The 19,956-nt window shown below is 41.3% G+C and carries 13 protein-coding genes; 9 read left to right on the top strand and 4 right to left on the bottom strand.

Features of this window, described 5'->3' with window-relative positions; genetic code table 11:
- Nucleotides 1-1,807: 1,807 nt before the first annotated feature.
- Nucleotides 1,808-2,041 (bottom strand): hypothetical protein, encoded by a 234-nt coding sequence (locus ACE1AT_RS06740; protein WP_374866570.1) that lies wholly within the window; start codon nucleotides 2,039-2,041, stop codon nucleotides 1,808-1,810.
- A 68-nt stretch (nucleotides 2,042-2,109) separates the two neighbouring features.
- On the opposite strand from ACE1AT_RS06740, the gene ACE1AT_RS06735 reads away from it, so the two are divergent.
- Nucleotides 2,110-4,032, top strand: coding sequence for a bluetail domain-containing putative surface protein (locus ACE1AT_RS06735; protein ID WP_374866568.1), 1,923 nt, complete (start codon nucleotides 2,110-2,112; stop codon nucleotides 4,030-4,032).
- 133 nt (nucleotides 4,033-4,165) lie between these two features.
- Here ACE1AT_RS06735 and aspS read toward each other — a convergent pair whose 3' ends face one another.
- Nucleotides 4,166-5,953 carry an aspartate--tRNA ligase gene (aspS, locus tag ACE1AT_RS06730; protein ID WP_374866566.1) on the bottom strand — a complete coding sequence of 596 codons (1,788 nt, stop codon included), beginning with the start codon at nucleotides 5,951-5,953 and terminating at the stop codon, nucleotides 4,166-4,168.
- Nucleotides 5,954-6,150: 197 nt separating this feature from the next.
- Entirely contained in the window at nucleotides 6,151-6,549 is a 399-nt protein-coding gene (locus ACE1AT_RS06725; protein ID WP_374866564.1) for a hypothetical protein, read from the bottom strand.
- A gap of 439 nt (nucleotides 6,550-6,988) precedes the next feature.
- Here ACE1AT_RS06725 and ACE1AT_RS06720 point away from each other — a divergent pair, with 439 nt between their 5' ends.
- Entirely contained in the window at nucleotides 6,989-7,843 is an 855-nt protein-coding gene (locus tag ACE1AT_RS06720; RefSeq protein ID WP_374866562.1) for a hypothetical protein, read from the top strand.
- Nucleotides 7,844-8,068: 225 nt separating this feature from the next.
- Here ACE1AT_RS06720 and psb34 read toward each other — a convergent pair whose 3' ends face one another.
- A complete protein-coding gene (gene psb34, locus ACE1AT_RS06715; RefSeq protein ID WP_374866560.1) occupies nucleotides 8,069-8,239 on the bottom strand; it encodes a photosystem II assembly protein Psb34 in 171 nt (56 codons plus the stop codon).
- 176 nt (nucleotides 8,240-8,415) lie between these two features.
- On the opposite strand from psb34, the gene bchH reads away from it, so the two are divergent.
- The 7 genes from bchH to nadA all read left to right on the top strand — a co-directional run bounded on the left by bchH (nucleotide 8,416) and on the right by nadA (nucleotide 19,784).
- Nucleotides 8,416-12,120 carry a magnesium chelatase subunit H gene (gene bchH, locus ACE1AT_RS06710; protein WP_374866558.1) on the top strand — a complete coding sequence of 1,235 codons (3,705 nt, stop codon included), beginning with the start codon at nucleotides 8,416-8,418 and terminating at the stop codon, nucleotides 12,118-12,120.
- A 483-nt stretch (nucleotides 12,121-12,603) separates the two neighbouring features.
- Nucleotides 12,604-13,437: an RNA methyltransferase gene (locus ACE1AT_RS06705; protein ID WP_374866556.1), complete on the top strand. Its 834-nt coding sequence runs from the start codon at nucleotides 12,604-12,606 to the stop codon at nucleotides 13,435-13,437.
- A 294-nt stretch (nucleotides 13,438-13,731) separates the two neighbouring features.
- Nucleotides 13,732-15,357: a serine hydrolase gene (locus ACE1AT_RS06700; RefSeq protein ID WP_374866554.1), complete on the top strand. Its 1,626-nt coding sequence runs from the start codon at nucleotides 13,732-13,734 to the stop codon at nucleotides 15,355-15,357.
- Between the two features lie 6 nt (nucleotides 15,358-15,363).
- A complete protein-coding gene (psb28, locus tag ACE1AT_RS06695; protein ID WP_374866552.1) occupies nucleotides 15,364-15,744 on the top strand; it encodes a photosystem II reaction center protein Psb28 in 381 nt (126 codons plus the stop codon).
- Between the two features lie 156 nt (nucleotides 15,745-15,900).
- Complete coding sequence (locus tag ACE1AT_RS06690; protein ID WP_374866550.1) at nucleotides 15,901-17,256, top strand: histidine phosphatase family protein; 1,356 nt, start codon at nucleotides 15,901-15,903, stop codon at nucleotides 17,254-17,256.
- A gap of 10 nt (nucleotides 17,257-17,266) precedes the next feature.
- Nucleotides 17,267-18,625 (top strand): dihydroorotase, encoded by a 1,359-nt coding sequence (locus ACE1AT_RS06685; RefSeq protein ID WP_374866548.1) that lies wholly within the window; start codon nucleotides 17,267-17,269, stop codon nucleotides 18,623-18,625.
- A 184-nt stretch (nucleotides 18,626-18,809) separates the two neighbouring features.
- Nucleotides 18,810-19,784, top strand: a complete 975-nt coding sequence (gene nadA, locus ACE1AT_RS06680) for a quinolinate synthase NadA (protein WP_374866546.1) — start codon at nucleotides 18,810-18,812, stop codon at nucleotides 19,782-19,784.
- Nucleotides 19,785-19,956 lie beyond the last annotated feature (172 nt).

The following is a 19,956-nucleotide window of genomic DNA, read 5'->3' as shown; positions in this document are numbered from 1 at the left end:
GAGCAAGTAATGGCAGGAAGCAGAGCGTTGTGAACTCGGAACGGAAGTCGCCCTCAAAGTGAATAAGTAACCGCAACGCCTGTATCGCATCGGTAGCAGGTCTGAGCGTCTAGAGGCATCTTGACAATGCCCATTTGGATTTGGTTGTTGCTGAATCTGATGCGAGAATCTGCGTCTCTTCAGAGCGCAGAGTGTCAAAATAATTATCTGTTCAGCCCTTAAATTTAATCCAAAATATGCGCGATCGCCAGACAACACGACGCTCGTTCTGTGCAGGATCGGTCAATTTTAGCTACAACTTCTCTGGTAATTCGGTCATCCTGAGATTTCTAAACATCTAAAATCTAGCAAGATGGCTGTGTTGGAGGGACTGAGATCCTATTTGACCATCGAAGCCCTACTCCATAAATTCAAAATCATTTATTCTATTTCTTTTGAGTTTTCCTTCGCTGGGTGACAATCATCCTATTTCCAGAGGATTTTCCAACTCAAACAGTAACAATTAACTGCAATGGTCAAAAATTATAATGTACAAATTTTGGTCGGTGCGTTGATCAATCGATACATTTTTTGGTTAGACATGACTCGTTTTCCTTCATCTACAAGTAAAAAATAATACCTTGATCTCCTCGGTATAAATATAATCTTGCAGTGCTGCTCAAATAGGTTTACTGAAATTATTTATCAATACTATCTATTAACTAAGATAATTTCTATCCCATATCCTTAGGTTTTTATGATTACATTTATCAATGTGATTTACATTACATTTTAAGTGCCTAGTGAGCTGATTGTTCATTAATTTCTACAGTTTTCGCTTTCTATATAGGAGTATACAGCATATGTATACCAAAAAATTAAGACTTTGTACAGAATTATTTAAAACCAGTACAATTTATGCCTCTAGGTATATTCATGCTTTGTAAGATCGCGACGGAAATTATTAAAATACGATTTAAAATCAGTATCATTTATGTCTTTAGGTATATTCATGTCTATATGTAAGATATCAAACCTAAATTAGGACAAACATCTTAGCAAGCGACAAGTAAAACTAACATTAAATATATGCTCTCTTACGACAACATCTTGCTCCAATCGAGTGAGAACAGAGTTTGTTTTGACATGAATGAGTGAAATAATTATGATGTGTAAAATAAAATGGGGAATAATATCTCTCAATCTTGATATGGACAATATGTTTGATACCAATTCTTTATGAAGATGCATATTGACACAATTTTAGTTTTTTTTAATACATGCAAGCTAGTAGAAAAATTTATACCTAAAGCAATATACAAACTCATCTATATTCTATCTTAAGCAAGATACGGAATAGGGGCTATTGAATTAATCAAAACCTAACGCATAAATATTTAAGATTGTGGAATACAACAACATGAATTTAATTTATATATTTACCTAACCTTCTCACCTCTGGACAAGTTCACAGAAGCGATGGGAATAAGGATGTGAAGGTTGTGTGTTTTATTTAGTTGATTGATTCACTATGCAGCTTAAAAAATTAACAAATAGCTTGAAAATAAGTTAAATATCAGTGTAATATTCTCTAGAGATTCAAATATTTGAATATCATTTGCAATTAAAGCTAGAATTTAAGCATCTACCATGATTGAGTTGCTCAATTGAAAATGTAATATTTTATGCTTTGTTACAGCGATTTGAGTTACCTCAATGGAATTTTCAGCTTTAGTTACAGTTACCTGAAGTTAAAGGTGTAAAGTCTACCAAGTTTCAACAAAAATTCATTTCGATAACCACAGAAAATAGTGGTTTAGGGGTGTAATCAAGGTTGCGATCGCCACTGCACATAGATGCAGACACGATGCAATTGGCTATAAACCCAGCGAAATGAAGAGTTTTTGCGGGGAAAATCTGTGGAATAAATCGAAAATCCAAAATCCATAGACGCACGAAGTGCGGCTACCTTTGGTAGGCGCGTTAGCGACAGGCGTGCAAGTAGACACTCCCTGTCTACTCGACAGAGTAATCCAAAATCCAAAATTGGATGACGGATCAAATGCAACTTCAGGGCTTTTAGCAAAGGGACACTACCATTTCCTCTTACACAACTTAGGAGTATTAAGAATGGGTAAAACCTACTATGTTTCTGCTGAGACAGGTAATGATAGTAACGATGGCTTAAGTGAAAAAGCTGCGTTTAAAAGCCTACAAACAGGAGCAGATCAGCTAAAAGCAGGCGATACACTCTACATCATGAATGGGACTTACACCCAGAGTGACCCCAACAAAGACCTCATGGTGCTTGAGAATAAAAATGGTTCAGCGGACAATTGGATAACCATCGAAGCCTACCCAGGACACACACCTAAGTTAAAAGTTAAGGGAAGTGATGGAATTAATGTGGCTGGTTCATCCTACATCCGCATTCAAGGACTTGACTTGGAAGGTAGCAAGGATGAAGTGACATTAGACTATGCCAAGCAAGAGCAATATAACCCCGACAACCCGATCACTAATAGCTCTGGGATTTACATTAGCCCATCATACAGTGGTTTTGAGCAAGAAAAGGGTTATTCTCACCATATTGTCATCAGCGAAAACAAAGTCCGTAACTTTACAGCTACAGGGATTGCAGCTGAAAAGGCAGACTACGTTACGATCGAGAAAAACACTGTCTCTGGAAACTCTTGGTATTCACCTCTAGGGACTAGTGGAATAGGTGTTATTTACAACCGCAACACAGACAATAACACCAATGACTACAAGTTCATTATTCAAGACAATATCGTTTATGATAACCAAAATCTGATCCCGTGGATGGTGACGGGCCAAATTGCTGAGGGCAATGGTATCATCCTCGATAGCACAGATGGTAAAGATTCACATGGTAAATATATCAGTGAAGTCTATACAGGAAAGACATTAGTTGCAAACAACACTGTCTATAACAACGGCTCCTCTGGGATCTCAGCCTACCGCTATTCCAATGTAGATATCGTCAACAACACCACTTACGAAAACGCCCGCAACACAGATCCAGGTGGTGAGATTGCGGTGGGCAAAGCAAATAACGTACGTGTTTATGACAATATCATGTACGCAAGACCTGATCGCCGTGCCAATAGCCTCTTTGAATCTGAAAACGTAGTTTTTGATCACAACCTAGTTTACAACTACAACGATTATTATGAATTCAAGGCATCAAATGATCCAAATGTTGGGGAATTGCAAAATCTCTTGGGTTACGATCCACAATTTGTAAACCCTTCCCAAGGTGATTTTACACTCAAATCTACAAGTCCGGCGATTGATGTTGGTTCTAACATCTTTAATGGCGTCAGCACTTTGAAAACAGATCAACGCGGTAATAACCGTCCACAGGATGGCGATGGTAACGGTAGTGCGATCGCTGATATTGGTGCTTTGGAAGTGGGAACAAATTCAGCTTCCCCTCAAAATAGCGAAGTTATAGGTGTCACTGATAGTACGACTCCGATCATTGAGGAGACAGGTAATAACACTGTTGTTACTACTTCAGATGCAAATAGCGATCAAATCCTCCCTCAAGGATCAGATAATCAGGTTTCTGGCGATTTGGAAAACGACGTTCTCACAGGTGAACCTAGTGGAGATGGCTCTATCTATATCGGCAATAATCAACAACAGGGATTTTCTCAATCACAGGATGCAGTCGATCCCATCACCAACTCTAATCCAAATCAAGGCGATCGCATCTGGTTAAACAATGATGGCACATTATCCACATCCGCAAACGCAGGAAACCAAAGAATATACATCTACGATGCAGGTTTGGTAAAAGGGAACAATTTATCTGCTGCAATTGAATCAGCTTATAACGATAAAGACCCACAAACCCAAGGTGATCAGGCATTAAATAGCAACGAGGGTGTATTATTTCAATGGCAAGGTAGTAGCTACTTGGCAATCAATGACCAGAATCAACCATTTGACACCAATAATGATGTGCTGATTAATATGAATGGTATCCAAATTCCAGGAAAGGGTACAGTCACAGGTGTGGTGTAGGTGGTGTAGGTAAGAGATTAGACTGATTGCAAAAGTAACTTTTGCAACAAGGTAGAGGAAGGGATAAAGGAAAATTTCATCCCTTTCATCCTACCCCCTGTTCCCTGTTAAGAGTTCCCCGTTCCCTTTTACTTCAAGATTTTGGCTTATAAGTCGAAGTCACATGTAACTCTTTAAGTTGCTTTCCATCTACACCCGAAGGCGCATCTGTGAGTAAGCAACGTGCTTGCTGTGTCTTCGGAAACGCCATCACATCTCGAATAGATTCTTCTGCTGCTAACAACATCACTAATCTATCTAAGCCATACGCAATACCGCCATGAGGTGGTGTACCGTACTCAAACGCTTCTAAGAGAAAACCAAACTTATTTTGTGCTTCTTCATTGGAAAGTCCGATAGCATCAAAGACTTGCTGTTGAATTTCCCGTTGGTAAATCCGCAAGCTACCACCACCAACTTCAAAGCCGTTAAATACTAAATCATAAGCTTGGGCGCGTGCTGTTTTCAAATCGCCTAAGTCATCAGGGTGGGGTGCGGTAAATGGGTGGTGGAGTGCTTCGAGGCGCTTTTCGTCTGCATTCCACTCAAACATCGGGAATTCTGTAATCCAGAGTAAATTGATTTTATCAGGATCAATTAGTCCAAACTCCCTAGCAATTACTTGCCGTAATCTATCCAAGGTTTTATTAACAGTAGCACCATCCCCAGCACCAAATAATAATAAATGACCGGGTTTTGCATCTGTGCGACGCAATATTTCCTGTTTTTGTTCCTCTGTGAGGTTATCTTTAATCGCCCCAATAGTGTCAATTTCTCCGTTATCTCTGACGCGGATGTAAGCTAAACCTTTAGCACCAGCTTCACTCGCTTCTTTGAATAAATCGCCACCTGGTTTGATGCGGACATTAGAAATAGCCTCGTTACCGTTGGGAATGGGTAGGATTTTGACAATTCCACCACTGGTGACAGCATCCCGAAATACTTTGAAACCGCAGTCTTTAATGACATCAGAGACATTGACTAATTCCAATGCATAACGGGTGTCAGGTTTATCACTACCGTAGCGTTCCATCGCTTCAGCGTAGGTAAGACGGGGAAAAGGATATTGTAATTCAATACCCTTAACTGTCTTGAAGATATAACCAACTAACTTTTCGTTGAGTTCGATAATTTCTTCTTGGGACATGAAACTCATTTCCATGTCCAATTGCGTGAATTCTGGTTGTCTATCAGCACGCAAATCTTCATCGCGGAAGCAACGAGCAATTTGATAATATCTGTCAAAGCCAGACACCATCAACAACTGTTTAAATAATTGAGGAGATTGGGGTAAAGCAAACCACTCACCAGGGTTGACACGACTGGGAACTAAATAATCCCGCGCCCCTTCTGGAGTAGAACGGGTAAGTATAGGGGTTTCAACTTCTACAAAACCTTCTATATCTTCCAAATAGCGACGCATTGCTTTCACGACTTGATAGCGCAATTGCAGATTACGCGTCATTTGGGGGCGTCGCAAATCTAAGTAACGATACTTCAACCGCAAGTCTTCTCGTACCGTATCTGTCTCGCTGCTAGAAACCTGAAAGGGTAATTGCTTACGAACGGCGTTGAGTAATTCTATGTTCTCTGCGTAAATTTCAATTTCACCTGTAGGTATGCGGTTATTAAGAGATTCGTCTGGACGTTGCGACACCCTACCTGTGACTTTAATGACATACTCATTGCGTAAGGCATTCGCTTGTTCATAGGAATCTGGGGTACGTTGGGGATCACTGACAATTTGCACAATCCCAGAGCGATCGCGTAAATCTAAAAATATCACACCCCCATGATCGCGGCGACGGTCTACCCATCCGTATAAGGTGACAATTTCTCCAATATGTTGTGTTCGGAGTTCGCCGCAATAGTAAGTTCGCATAGTTGTTAGTTCTGAGTTACCAAGCTAGACAAATAAGTAAAAGTCAAACCTTCTAATTATCTAGCATCATTTGCAATTGTTGTGATTCCGGTTAAAAAAAGATGAAATTTTTTAGCGAAATTAGGGACAGGTGTTCTAACCTGCCCCTAAAGGGTAACAAATACTTAATATTATTGAGCAACTAGACCAAATACAATTTAAGAACGTGGGGCATTAAAAGCATCCCAAGCGGCTTTAGCAGCATCTTGACAGCGAGAGCCGAGTTCTTCTGCTTGTTTGAGGATTAAATGCCAGTTTTTCTCTGCTTCCTGCTGCAACACTAGCCAAGAATGTTCAATGCGATCGCGCTCAATCAGTTTATCACCCTCAATTGCTTGGCGCGCCTGACGTACCGCATTCAGATAAGTTTCACGGGTGAGAGTCCCTGCGGATTCAGCCTCAGATTGGGCGCGTCTTTTGATGGCTTCAATTAATGCTTTAGTTTCACCCTTAACTTCGTCAGTCTCACCAGCCATTTCCGTTTCTACTATTTCTTCGGTTTGAGAACTGACTCGCACAACAACCAAGTTTTCTTCATTGTTAGGATTATAAGTCATTATTATTTCTCCTTTGTGTATAGATCGGGGTTGGAGATGGGGAGTGTGGGGACTAAATAATCAATTTGATCTTATCGACCTGTACACAGATTTTTCAGGTAGAAATAGCGCCCATGTTATGTACGGTTTTCGCTCTTAACATTAATAAATACTGAGTATTTTTTTTACAAGTAAATGGAGGAAATTTGAATAAAGTGAAATATTATTTTTAAATAGAACGCATCTATCAAAAGTAATAAATATATATAAAATTATAGAAAAATATAAAAATAGTGGGAGATTTGAAATTAGCGATCGCCTAGCTTTGCAAAGTATCTTATGTTGTAATTGCGCTTTACTATATAGTGTCGGTAGAATTTCTAGAAACTAAATATTGGTCATTAACAATACTTTAAAAGTATAGTAGTCTATCACACTGTTATTCTGTAAGGATAACCCCATGAGGGAAAATACAAGAAATATTGGAGTTTTGCACAAAGTCGGAAAAACTTTGCACGAATTAGCAGAGTTTGTTTTTAATCCTTGGTTAAATAGCACATCTGTTCACCCATTAGAACGAAGGGTGCAAATTTTAGAACGACGCTTATATCAAGGAATGGTAGAAAAGGAGGAGTTTCAAGATATAGTGATTCAGGACTTGCAACAGCAGATAGACTGTTTGCAAGAAAGTACAAATTCTCGCTTAGAGAATATCATTAACTACGAACTCCGTGATCAAGTACTAGAAGTACTCAAAGAACAGACACATATTATTAACCAAATTATCAAACCAGCTGTTGAAGATGTCATCTATGAGTTAGAGCATAAAAAGCTATCTTCTAAACCTAATATCAACACTGGTGAAATTCAAAAAAGACAAGACAAACTCCGTCAGTCTTTGGCACATATTGAAGATTTGAATGCATCTATTCCTCATATAGAAGCACAAAGAGTAGCTTGTATCGAAGCTGGACGATGGCTACTGTCTCGGCGATTAGAATTAGCACAAGCAGTAACAAGTAAACTAATGAGTTCACAGCATCCCCAAACAGAAGAATTTCGCCAAAATATTTGCAAATATATCAAATTACTTGGCTGCTGTATGGAAAATGAAATTGAACCACGTCTGTTGTATAAAAAAGTTATTACTCACCGACAGCCAGCAATTCAGACATATGTGAAAGCATTTCAAATCATTAGAACCAAATATATTAATGATTGGGAATCTTCACATCAAGTATCAACTCAAGCGGCGGCAGAATTAAGAAGTTATTTTAACTACTTGATTAAATATTTATCGACCAATCATCCTTGATGGTACAGAGCAAGCGGATTATCTCTGAGATGTTTCATACAGCAAGTTAAATTTCGCACATTACATTATTCTCTGGTTAAGTATGAAACCAGGAAGATAAAGATTAAGAATTTAAAGCTTACCAATCAATCTATACATACTCAAAAAAAATCTCGGCGCTCAACCGAGGAAATAAGGAGAGATCAATATGTCGATGGGAGATACCGATACCGAAATCAAAAAATCTTAGCTAACCGCAAAAGCAAACAAAACTAGAACGCTAACAAATATAGCTGCAACTGCACCCTGTAAAACATATTGACGTTGTTCCCAAATTGCAGGGTACTGTGCGTAGTACATTTTGGGTTCAGTTGCGTAGTTATTTAAAATGCCTTCTTCGTTAACTGTGGTATACATAAGCTTGTTTTCCTTTATTTGTTTCTTTATGTAAATAAATATAACAAGATTGTTACAAAAGGTCAATAGGACTTGACATAAAAAGGCTGATAGGAGTCATTTATTTTTCCTATATGCAGGAGCAAGATTAAACAAGATTAAAATCAAGATGAAGAAACATTTCGTGGCTCAAGGGCATGAAACGCATCGTCTTGGTAGCAGGGTTTGAATCTTTCAACGCCGACTTGTATCGCAAAGCGGCTGATCTGGCGATCGCTAGTTGTCCAGAGTTGGATATTAGAGTTTTTAGCGATCGCGACATTACCAGTAAGCGTCAAGAAGTAGAAGCTGCACTAGCTGGCGCTGATGTATTTTTTGGTAGCTTGCTGTTTGATTACGATCAGGTGTTGTGGTTGGGCGATCGCATTGCGAAAATTCCCATCCGCCTTGTCTTCGAGTCTGCATTGGAATTGATGAGTTTTACCAAGTTGGGTGCGTTTGCGATTGGTGACAAACCCAAAGGTATGCCCAAACCTGTAAAATTTATCCTGGATAAATTCAGTCAAGGACGAGAAGAAGATAAATTAGCAGGTTATATCAGCTTCTTAAAAATCGGGCCAAAGCTGTTAAAGTTCGTGCCAGTACAAAAAGTCCAAGACTTACGCAACTGGCTAATTATCTATGGTTACTGGAACGCAGGTGGGCCGGAAAACGTCGCAGCTTTATTTTGGACATTAGCAGAAAAATACTTGGGGTTAAAAGTTGGTGACATTCCCCCACCCATTGAAACCCCGAACATGGGATTGCTTCACCCCGATTATCAGGGATATTTTGAATCACCGCGTGAGTATTTGGAATGGTATTGCAAGAGACAAGGGGGAGGAGTTTCGCCCCATCTTCCTGTAGTGGGAATTTTGCTTTATCGTAAGCATGTGATCACCAAACAACCCTACATCAATCAACTCATTCGCCGTTTTGATGCAGCTGGATTAATTCCTTTACCTATATTTATCAACGGTGTGGAAGGACATGTTGCGGTTCGTGACTGGATAACAAGTGATTACGAAACTCAGCAACGCCAACAGGGTAACGTCGCAACTCCATCTTTGTCTGGGGAAGCAGTAAAAGTAGATGCGATCGTCTCGACGATTGGTTTTCCTTTGGTGGGTGGCCCTGCGGGTTCAATGGAAGCAGGACGGCAAGTAGAGGTAGCAAAACGCATTCTGACTGCCAAGAATGTTCCGTATATAGTTGCTGCACCTCTGTTAATTCAGGATATTTATTCTTGGACACGCCAAGGTATCGGAGGTCTACAAAGTGTAGTTTTATACGCTTTGCCAGAATTAGATGGTGCGATCGACGTTGTTCCTCTTGGCGGTTTGGTGGGAGAAAATATCTATTTGGTTCCCGAACGAGTACAACGTTTAATTGGCAGAATCAAAAACTGGATTCATCTGCGACAAACTCTAGCATCTGCCAGAAAAATTGCCATTATTCTTTATGGATTTCCACCTGGTTACGGTGCAGTGGGAACTGCTGCATTATTGAATGTACCTCGTAGTCTCCTGAAATTCCTAGAGGCACTTAAAGAGCAAGGTTACAACGTCGGAGATTTGCCAGTTGATGGAGAAGAGTTGATTCAGCAAGTCAAAGAAGCCGATGAGGCTTTTGATGAGATGGCAAGGGATAGACGCGGTGAAGGGGATAGAGAAACTTTTCCAGTGTCCCCGCGTCAGAATCTCCCCGCGTCTGTTAATGCCAAAACCCTGGAAAAATGGTTGGGATATCTCCGTACTTCCCGGATAGAAAAGCAATGGAAATCTCTTACGGGTACTGGGATTAAAACCTCTGGGGATGAATTCCATATTGGCGGTGTGCAACTAGGGAATATTTGGATTGGTGTTCAACCACCCTTGGGAATACAAGGTGATCCGATGCGGTTAATGTTTGAGCGAGATTTAACACCTCATCCTCAGTATGCTGCTTTCTATAAATGGTTGCAAAATGAGTTCCAGGCTGATGCTGTAGTTCATTTTGGTATGCATGGTACGGTGGAATGGTTGCCTGGTTCACCTTTGGGTAATACGGGTTATTCTTGGTCAGATATTTTGCTGGGAGATTTGCCCAATCTATATATATATGCAGCAAATAACCCTTCTGAATCGATTTTGGCGAAGCGTCGTGGTTATGGAGTGTTAATTTCTCACAATGTACCGCCCTATGGTCGTGCGGGTTTGTATAAAGAATTGGTGATTTTACGGGATTTGATTGCAGAATATCGCGAAGATCCACAGAAGAATTATGCTCTCAAGGAAGCGATTTGTAAAAAGGTTGTTGATACTGGTTTAGATGCAGATTGTCCGTTTGAGGATGCAAAACGTTTGGGAATTCCTTTTACGCCAGAGAATGTGCGGATGTTTAGCGCTCATGCTTTTAATGATTATCTGGTGAAGTTGTACGAGTATTTGCAAGTTTTGGAGAGTAGGTTGTTTTCTTCTGGGTTGCATACCTTGGGGGAAGCGCCGGATGAAGAGGAGATGGCGGCGTATTTGGAGGCGTATTTTGGGAACGAACCACGAAAACGCGAAGAAGAGGAATTAGAAGTTAGAGATTTATTAGAAAAAAGTACTGATGAGTTGACGAATTTGTTGCGGGGTTTGAATGGGGAGTATATTCCGCCTGCGCCTGGTGGTGATTTGTTGCGGGATGGGCCTGGTGTGTTACCGACGGGAAGGAATATTCATGCTTTAGACCCCTACAGAATGCCATCTCCGGCGGCGTATGAGAGGGGAAGGGAAATCGCTCAACAAATTATTGCCCAGCATTTAGAGGAACATGGTAAGTATCCGGAGACTGTGGCGGTGATGTTGTGGGGTTTGGATGCGATTAAAACTAAGGGTGAGTCTCTGGGGATTCTTTTAGAGTTGGTAGGGGCGGAACCTGTCAAAGAGGGTACAGGGCGAATTGTACGTTATGAGTTAAAGCCTTTAGCACAGGTGGGACATCCCCGAATTGATGTGTTGGGGAATTTGTCGGGAATTTTCCGCGATAGTTTTGTGAATGTGATTGAATTGTTGGATGATTTATTTCAACGGGCGGCTGAGTCTGAGGAAACGGAAGACCAGAATTTTATTAGAAAACATGCTTTAGCTTTGCAAGCACAGGGTGTGGAAAATGCATCAGCCAGGTTATTTTCTAACCCTGCGGGTGATTTTGGTTCAATGGTAAATGAGCGTGTGACTGATGGTAACTGGGAATCTGGCGAGGAGTTGGGAAATACTTGGCAAAGTCGCAATGTGTTTAGTTATGGTAGACAAGATCGGGGTCAAGCAAGACCGGAAGTACTAACACAGCTATTAAAAACGAGCGATCGCATTGTGCAAGAAATTGATTCGGTAGAATATGGTTTAACCGATATTCAGGAATATTATGCTAATACGGGTGGCTTGAAAAAGGCAGCTGAAAAAATTGGTGGGAAGAAAGTAACTGCTAGTTTTGTAGAAAGTTTCTCGAAAGATACCACACCCCGCAAGTTAGATGATTTGTTGCGGATGGAGTATCGCACGAAGTTGTTAAACCCCAAATGGGCGGAAGCAATGGTTAATCAAGGTTCTGGTGGTGCTTTTGAAGTTTCTCAACGGATGACGGCATTAATTGGTTGGGGCGGCACTACAGATTTTACTGACGATTGGGTATACGATCAGGCAGCAGATACTTATGCTTTAGACCCAGCAATGGCAGAAAAATTGCGAAAAGCTAACCCGGAAGCCTTTAAAAACATTGTGGGTAGGATGTTGGAAGCTCACGGACGGGGGTTTTGGCAAGCTAGCGAGGATAAGTTACAAAAGTTACGGGATTTGTATCAGTTGACAGATGAAGAGTTAGAAGGAGTAACAGTTTAAAGTCCAAAATACTTGAGTAGAGGTGCTTTCTTATTGCATAGTAGTGAAGCAATAGACCTCTTGCACAGATATAAAGGCGCTAGGTGTTTTTTAGCGCCTTTCTTAAATTTGTCCTGTCGTTATATTCAAATTGATCCATGACATCTGAGCCATCAGCTATTCAATGGGTGATTGAGCGCAGCAAAATCATCTAATTCAAGTCGAGGGAGAGTGGCGAGTTAGTGCAATTAAGCAAACTGTGGTGATCATAAGTGGCAATCGTCGAATACACAGAGGGCTGCGTGACTTATAATCAGTGTTGAAAATGTACAAATTACAGTAGAGACGTTGCAGTGCAACGTCTCTACATGCCTAAAATGATCACGAAAAATCTATCTGCGTCCATCGGTGGTCGATTTCTAAAACATATACTTGTTGTCATCAATCCAAAATCCATAGACGCGTAAGCGGCTTCTCGTAGAGTAATCTAAAATCCAAAATCGAATGACAATAGCTGGAGTAAAAATCATATTAGTAGAACCAGCTGGCCCTTTGAATGTGGGGTCTGTAGCACGGGTAATGAAAAACTTTGGACTCAATCAGCTGGTGTTAGTAAATCCCCAATGTGATCCTTGGGGAACACAAGCTAGACAGATGGCGGTTCATGCTCAAGATATTTTAGATGGGGCTGTAGTAGTTGAGACATTACCCGCCGCTTTGCAAGGATGTAAGAGAGCGATCGCCACAACTGGTGTTGTTCATGATTGGGATGCACCCTTAGAAAACCCTCAAACAGCATTACCCTGGTTATTAGAAGAGATAGGACAACCCGCAGCCTTGATTTTTGGTAGAGAAGACCGGGGGTTAAGTAATCAAGAATTAAACTATGCCCAGCGTTTTGTCCGTATTTCCACTAGTTCTAGTTATTCTTCGCTTAATTTAGCTACATCTGTGGCAATTTGTTGTTATGAATTGTCACTAAGTCAAGACATAGGGAAAGAGGACACGGGGACACGAGGAGAAGGGGACACGCAGAGAAGGGGAGACGCGGAGAATTCCCCTTTCTCTGCGTCTCCCTCTCTCCATGTCACCGCCTCTAATGCATCTGACTCCGAAATTGCATCTATAGAGATTGTGGAAGGATACTATCAGCAATTAGAATCACTACTGCTGAAGATTGGTTATTTATATCCCCATACAGCAGTTAGCCGCATGGAAAAGTTTCGCCAACTTTATAACCGCACTCAATTATATAAGCATGAGGTTGCTATGTTACGAGGTATCTTGCGACAACTAGAATGGGCGATCTCAAGCCAGAAAAATCATGAAAAATTGTGACTTTTAAGTAGTAAATACGTAATTACCCCACAATTAATAATTATGGCTTAAACTAAACACAAAAACATAACCAAAATAGAGGAGAATACACCAAGTTAGTATTTCCAAGTAAATTAGTGTCTATATATACTTACTTGCTAGTAAATTTTGGGGGTAAATTTTTATTTGAACTCGACAGAAAAATCACCTCTGTCTTTCTCTTGTAGCGACTAAAGATATACTCCGTCCGACTTAGTTCAAATTTCATTACTAAATTGCTAGATTATACACTTTACTATCACCATCATTTATTTTATGGAAACCAGAACAAATTTACCCGGTTTCTCACGACCTCAGCCAGTGAATGGACGCCAAAAGCCTATCCGTAAAGTACAGAAATTGGGAAACAGTCCAGCCAAAGTATCTAGCCAACAACAACGTCCCGCTCAAACTGGAACAAAGTTGACACGTGTCAAAGCTACTCCTACTGCTACCCCTGTTGGTGTAGCAAAAAAGCGACCAGGTGTAGTAGTATCGGCAACTGTGAAACCTTTACCTGGGAAACCAGGACAAATTCCACCCTACAAGCCAAGCAATGCCAAAGTAAAAACTGTACGATCGCGTAAGCAAGCATTACCAAAAAAAGTCAGAACATCGCGAAAAACAAGGTTAAAGCCAATGGCTAGAACCATGCTATACGCCTTGCGATTATTAATAGTTGGAATTGGGATTGGTGCGATCGTCGGAACTGTATTATCAGTCCTAGACCCTGCTAATCAGATGACCACAACAGAGACATCACCTGACAAGTCAGAACAAGCACAAATTCAAGCTGTCCCCACTCCCACACCTGCTGCTGTTTTATCTTTATCACAGGAAATTACTTCCTTAAAAACTAGTGTGCAAAGCTTGGCGTCTGCTAACCCAAATCTCACACCAGGAGTATTTGTGGTGGATTTGGAAAATGGTAGTTATGTAGATATCAATGCTTCTGCTAGTTTCCCCTCAGCCAGCACAATTAAAATCCCAATTTTAGTAGCTTTCTTCCAGGATGTTGATGCAGGTAAAATCCGCCTGGATGAAATGCTGACTATGGAAAAAGAAATGATGGTTCTTGGTTCTGGAGATATGCGGTATAAACCAGCCGGAACCCAATTTAAGGCGCTGGAAGTCGCGAATAAAATGATGACAATCAGCGATAATACAGCAACCAATATGTTAATAGCCCGGATGGGTGGTATTGAAGCTTTAAATCAGCGTTTTCGGAGTTGGGGTTTAAATACTACAGTCATTCGCAATCAACTACCTGACTTAGATGGGACAAACACAACTAGTCCTAAAGAATTGGGAAATTTGATGGCGATGGTCAGTCAAGGTAATTTGTTGAATATGACATCGCGCGATCGCATCCTGGGAATTATGCGTAATACTGTCAGAAACCAACTGTTACCAACAGGGTTGGGACAAGGTGCAACTATTGCCCACAAAACAGGTGATATTGGCACTATGTTAGCAGATGCTGGTTTGGTAGACCTCCCCAGTGGCAAACGCTACATAGTTGCTGTTATGGTCAAACGTCCCAATAACGATCCCAGTGCCGAAAAACTCATTGGTTCGATCTCGAAGGCTGCTTACCAACAATTTACCCAAACTACCCCCAGCGTCCAAACTCCTGCACCGACTCCTACACCAACTGCTGCACCAAGTATTACTCCCAACCCAACCCCGACTAATAGATATCAGCCACCAGTGACGGCTCCGACTGCACCACTACCAACAATTACTCAACCCACAATTAATTATCAACCATACCCACTGATCACTCCGCCCTTACCTAACACTGTCGGTAGTCCTCTACCTCCAACAAATTATCAGCAGTATCAACCACCAGTGATGAATCAGCCGCCGTATTATTATCCTCCTTACAACTATCAAAGGTAATTGGTTATGGCATCTACTACACCCACAATTCAATTTTTTAATGGTATTTATGAAGAATTAGGTAATGTCAGTTTGCGACGTGGTCGTTCTGGTAAGCGTATTGTTTTGATGATCTTTAACCAGTTGAAAGCCTTAGAGGGATTCAATAGTTTCACAAAACAATCCTTAAATTCCATGGTACTAACCGACGAAGAAGGCGAAATCAGGATTACACCTTCGTCTGTACAATTTATTTTTGGTGGTGCAGATGGGGATGAGTTGCAGAGAGTAGAGTGCAAACTCGAAATTGAACAAGATGACCATTGGGAAAGATTTATGAGATTTATGCATCGTTACGCTGAGGCGAATGGTATGGCTTATGGTGAATCCCCACTCACTGAAACTTAGGTATTAATAGTTCCGATGAAACAAGTTTCACCACCAAGAATGAAAGAGGTTTTTTCTCTTACACCCTTACCCTCCTTCAAGTCAGTGGGCTTTTTGCTCTCAACACTGTAAACATTTTGCAGTAGAATGAGTCCTTTAGAGAGAGGAGGGCAAAAAGTGACTAGGGTCATCATAGTGCGTCATGGTCAAAGCACGTATAATACGGAAAAACGTATTCAAGGGCGCACCGATGCGTCTACATTAACTGAAAAAGGTTGTAATGATGCCAATTTAGTTGGTAAAGCCCTCAGTAATATTTCATTCAGTGCAATTTATAGTAGTCCTTTACAGCGAGCCAAACAAACAGCAGAGATCATTTGGCGATCGCGAGAAAATAATTCTGATCAATCTATAGTTCCTCAAACTTCTGATTTACTGCTTGAGGTTGATTTACGCTTGTGGGAAAAAATGCTTGTAGAGGAAGTGAAGCAGAAGTTTCCTGAAGATTACCGTATTTGGAAGGAATCACCCGATCAACTACAGATGCTTGTTCAAGATAGTCAGGGGAATAGGCGAGAGCATAATCCGATTTTATCTCTGTACGAACAAGCACGGCAATTTTGGCAAGAAATCCTGCCCCGTCATCAAGGGCAAACTATATTAATAATAGGACATAACGGGATTAATCGAGCTTTAATTAGCACAGCGTTGGGAATTTCTCCCTCTCGTTACCATTCTCTCCAGCAATCTAACTGCAACGTCAGCGTTCTTAATTTTGCGGGTGGTTTGGGAGATGCAGTCCAGCTAGAATCCATGAATCAAACGCAACACTTGGGAGATATTCTCCCTTCTTTGCGACCAAACCATCAAGGTGTGCGTTTGTTGCTGATTCGTCATGGCGAAACCGAGTGGAACCGCCAAGGGAAATTTCAAGGTCAAATTGATGTTCCTCTCAACGATAATGGTAGGTTACAAGCACAAAAAGCTGGTGCATTTCTCAAAGATGTAGAGCTTGATTTTGCCATCACCAGCCCGATGCTGCGTCCCAAGGAAACAGCTGAAATTATCTTAAATAATCACCAGAGTATCAAGTTAGAATTGCAAGATGGTTTGAGAGAAATTAGTCACGGACTTTGGGAAGGAAAATTAGAATCAGAAATTGAACAAGAATTTCCCGGAGAGTTGCAGCGCTGGCGAACAGTACCAGATCAAGTACAAATGCCCGCAGGAGAAAATTTACAACAGGTATGGGAACGTAGTGTGGCAACTTGGCAGTCTGTTGTAGAAAAAGCATTGACAAACCAACTCCAAACTGGCATAGTCGTTGCTCATGATGCTACTAATAAAACTCTGCTTTGCCATATTCTAGGTTTATCAGCAGATAATTTCTGGAATTTCCGTCAGGGTAATGGTGCAGTCAGTGTGATTGATTACCCTTCAGGATTAAATGGTGTACCAGTGTTGCAAGCAATGAATATTACCACTCACTTGAGTGGCGGGGTGCTAGATCAAACCGCAGCAGGGGCGTTGTAAGAGTTATGATATGACAAGTGAATTATTACAACAAGTACGGATTATTGACCCGGTTTCTGGCACTGATCAAGTAGCTGATGTGCTAATTGATGCTGGTTATATTCAGTCAGTAGCTAATAGTATTTCTGATGTACCACCAGACACTCACATCCGAGATTGTCGTGGACTAGTGTTAGGAACAGGGTTGATAGATTTGTATAGCCACTCCGGAGAACCGGGATTTGAAGAACGAGAAACTCTGTCTTCTTTACTACAAGCAGCTGCGGCTGGTGGCTTTACCAGAATTAGCATCTTACCCGACACATCGCCAGTGATCGATCACCCGGCGGTGGTGGCGCAGTTTTGGGAGAAGATGCGGGGACATGGAAGACAGGGGAGACACGGGGGACAAGGGGGACAAGGAGGACAAGGAGGACAAGGAGGACAAGGAGGACAAGGAAGCAATTTTTCTCCCTTGTTTCCTACTCTCCCCCAACTCAACGTCTGGGGCGCGATCACTCTGGATGTTGCTGGTAAGCAAATGACGGAGTTGGCAGATTTAGCGGCGGTGGGGGTAGTCGGTTTTGCTGATGGTCAGCCTTTGGAAAACACGGCACTGGTACGGCGAGTATTAGAATATCTCCAGCCTTTGGCAAAGCCTGTGGCGTTTTGGTGTTGCGATCGCCAACTCAAGTCTAACGGAGTCATGCGCGAAGGTTCAGACTCACTCCGCTTTGGTTTACCAGGAAATCCTGCTGCTTCGGAAACCTCTGCGATCGCCACTTTGATTGAATTGGTAGCTGCAACGAGGACGCCAATACATATTATGCGGGTTTCCACTGCCCGTAGTGTCGAATTGATCGCATCAGCAAAAAACCAAGGCTTACCGATCACCGCTAGCACCACTTGGATGCATGTTTTACTTGACACAGAAGCACTTAAGAGTTATAATGCTAACTTGCATCTAGAGCCGCCGTTGGGTAATCCGAATGATTTATTGGCGTTACGGCAGGCAGTACGCACAGGGATTATAGATGCGATCGCTATTGATCACGCTCCCTACACCTACGAAGAAAAAACAGTAGCATTTGCCGAAGCACCACCGGGAGCCATAGGTTTAGAGTTAGCACTACCTTTGTTGTGGCAACATTTGGTAGAAAGTGGTGAATTTAGCGCCCTAGAATTGTGGCAAGCATTGAGTCATCGTCCGGCGGAATGTTTAAAACAGAACTTGAGTGCGATCGCTCCTGGAGAGAAGGCAGAATTAATATTATTTGCTCCCCAGCAAAGCTGGAAAGTTGACGGACAAAGTCTTCGCACTCTCTCACAGAATACGTCTTGGTTGGGACAACAGTTGATGGGTAGGGTAGTGAAAATTTGGATACCTTAGATAATTATTGGCGTATCATTATTGATTCTAATATTTCAGGCGTTAATCCTCGCTCTTGTGCTTCAAGGCTAGCTTTATTTATGTTACGGACCAAGGGAGTGTTACCCCTCCTTACATTTTTGGTAAAAACTACTATAATTACTTAAACAAGATAACTATTTGTAAAATAAAGCTACGCCTAACTGTGTTTACAACTGCACTTATTCAACGAGATCAAACCCAACCGGGTGCATTACCATTAGATTTATTTGCGGCGATCGCCAGCTTAAAAAAAGAATTGAATGCGGTGATTCTGGCTCATTATTATCAAGAGCCAGATATTCAAGATATTGCAGATTTTATTGGCGATTCTCTCCAACTTTCTAAAGCAGCAGCTGACACCAATGCTGATGTGATTGTCTTTGCTGGCGTTCACTTCATGGCTGAAACAGCAAAGATTCTCAATCCCGATAAAATGGTGCTGTTACCAGATGTAAATGCTGGCTGTTCTTTAGCAGATACCTGTCCTCCAAAAGAGTTTGCAGAATTTAAAGCAGCACATCCCGGACATTTAGTAATTTCTTATATAAATTGCTCTGCTGAAATTAAAGCAATGAGCGATATTATTTGTACGAGTTCCAATGCTGTGAAAATTGTGCAGCAGATACCCAAAGATGTACCGATAATTTTTGCACCAGATCGGAATTTGGGACGCTATGTGATGGAACAGACTGGCCGCGATCTGGTTTTATGGCAAGGTAGCTGTATTGTCCATGAAACTTTTTCAGAAAAGAAAATCGTCCAATTGAAAATAGCACATCCAGAAGCAGAAGCGATCGCACACCCAGAATGTGAACCTGCTGTTTTACGTCACGCTAGTTTCATTGGTTCTACAGCAGCTTTACTGAAGTATTGTCAACAAAGTCCGACTCAAGAATTTATTGTAGCTACGGAACCAGGAATTATTCACCAGATGCAAAAAGCTGCACCTCACAAGAATTTTATTCCTGCGCCACCGATTAATAATTGCAACTGTAATGAATGTCCGTTTATGCGGTTGAATACTTTGGAAAAATTGTATTTGGCAATGAAAAATCGTGCGCCGGAAATCACGATGTCTGAAGAGATACGAATGGCGGCGTTGCGTCCAATTCAACGGATGTTAGAGATGAGTGTTTAGGTAGGTGTCGGGTAGAGATGCGATTTTGTTGTAAGTAAGACAGCGCAAATAACAAAAAGTTTGTAGTAAGGACTTTAGTCCTTTCTTGAGGACTAAAGTCCTCACTACGAACTTACTTCAATAATTTTACGTTACTTAAAATAGTTTGATTTATTCTCACCGACTTACTTAT

The organism is Pelatocladus sp. BLCC-F211, assembly GCF_041928655.1.
Classification (GTDB): Bacteria; Cyanobacteriota; Cyanobacteriia; order Cyanobacteriales; family Nostocaceae; genus Pelatocladus.
The sequence above is the reverse complement of the archived record's forward strand: the minus strand, read 5'-3'. Positions and strand labels throughout refer to the sequence as shown.

Bases quoted from the DNA above. Each gene is read 5' to 3' on its own strand.
- ACE1AT_RS06735 (WP_374866568.1), top strand. From the start codon at position 2,110: ATGGGTAAAACCTACTATGTTTCTGCTGAGACAGGTAATGATAGTAAC.
- aspS (WP_374866566.1), bottom strand. From the start codon at position 5,953: ATGCGAACTTACTATTGCGGCGAACTCCGAACACAACATATTGGAGAA.
- ACE1AT_RS06725 (WP_374866564.1), bottom strand. From the start codon at position 6,549: ATGACTTATAATCCTAACAATGAAGAAAACTTGGTTGTTGTGCGAGTC.
- ACE1AT_RS06720 (WP_374866562.1), top strand. From the start codon at position 6,989: ATGAGGGAAAATACAAGAAATATTGGAGTTTTGCACAAAGTCGGAAAA.
- psb34 (WP_374866560.1), bottom strand. From the start codon at position 8,239: ATGTATACCACAGTTAACGAAGAAGGCATTTTAAATAACTACGCAACT.
- bchH (WP_374866558.1), top strand. From the start codon at position 8,416: ATGAAACGCATCGTCTTGGTAGCAGGGTTTGAATCTTTCAACGCCGAC.
- ACE1AT_RS06705 (WP_374866556.1), top strand. From the start codon at position 12,604: ATGACAATAGCTGGAGTAAAAATCATATTAGTAGAACCAGCTGGCCCT.
- ACE1AT_RS06700 (WP_374866554.1), top strand. From the start codon at position 13,732: ATGGAAACCAGAACAAATTTACCCGGTTTCTCACGACCTCAGCCAGTG.
- psb28 (WP_374866552.1), top strand. From the start codon at position 15,364: ATGGCATCTACTACACCCACAATTCAATTTTTTAATGGTATTTATGAA.
- ACE1AT_RS06685 (WP_374866548.1), top strand. From the start codon at position 17,267: ATGACAAGTGAATTATTACAACAAGTACGGATTATTGACCCGGTTTCT.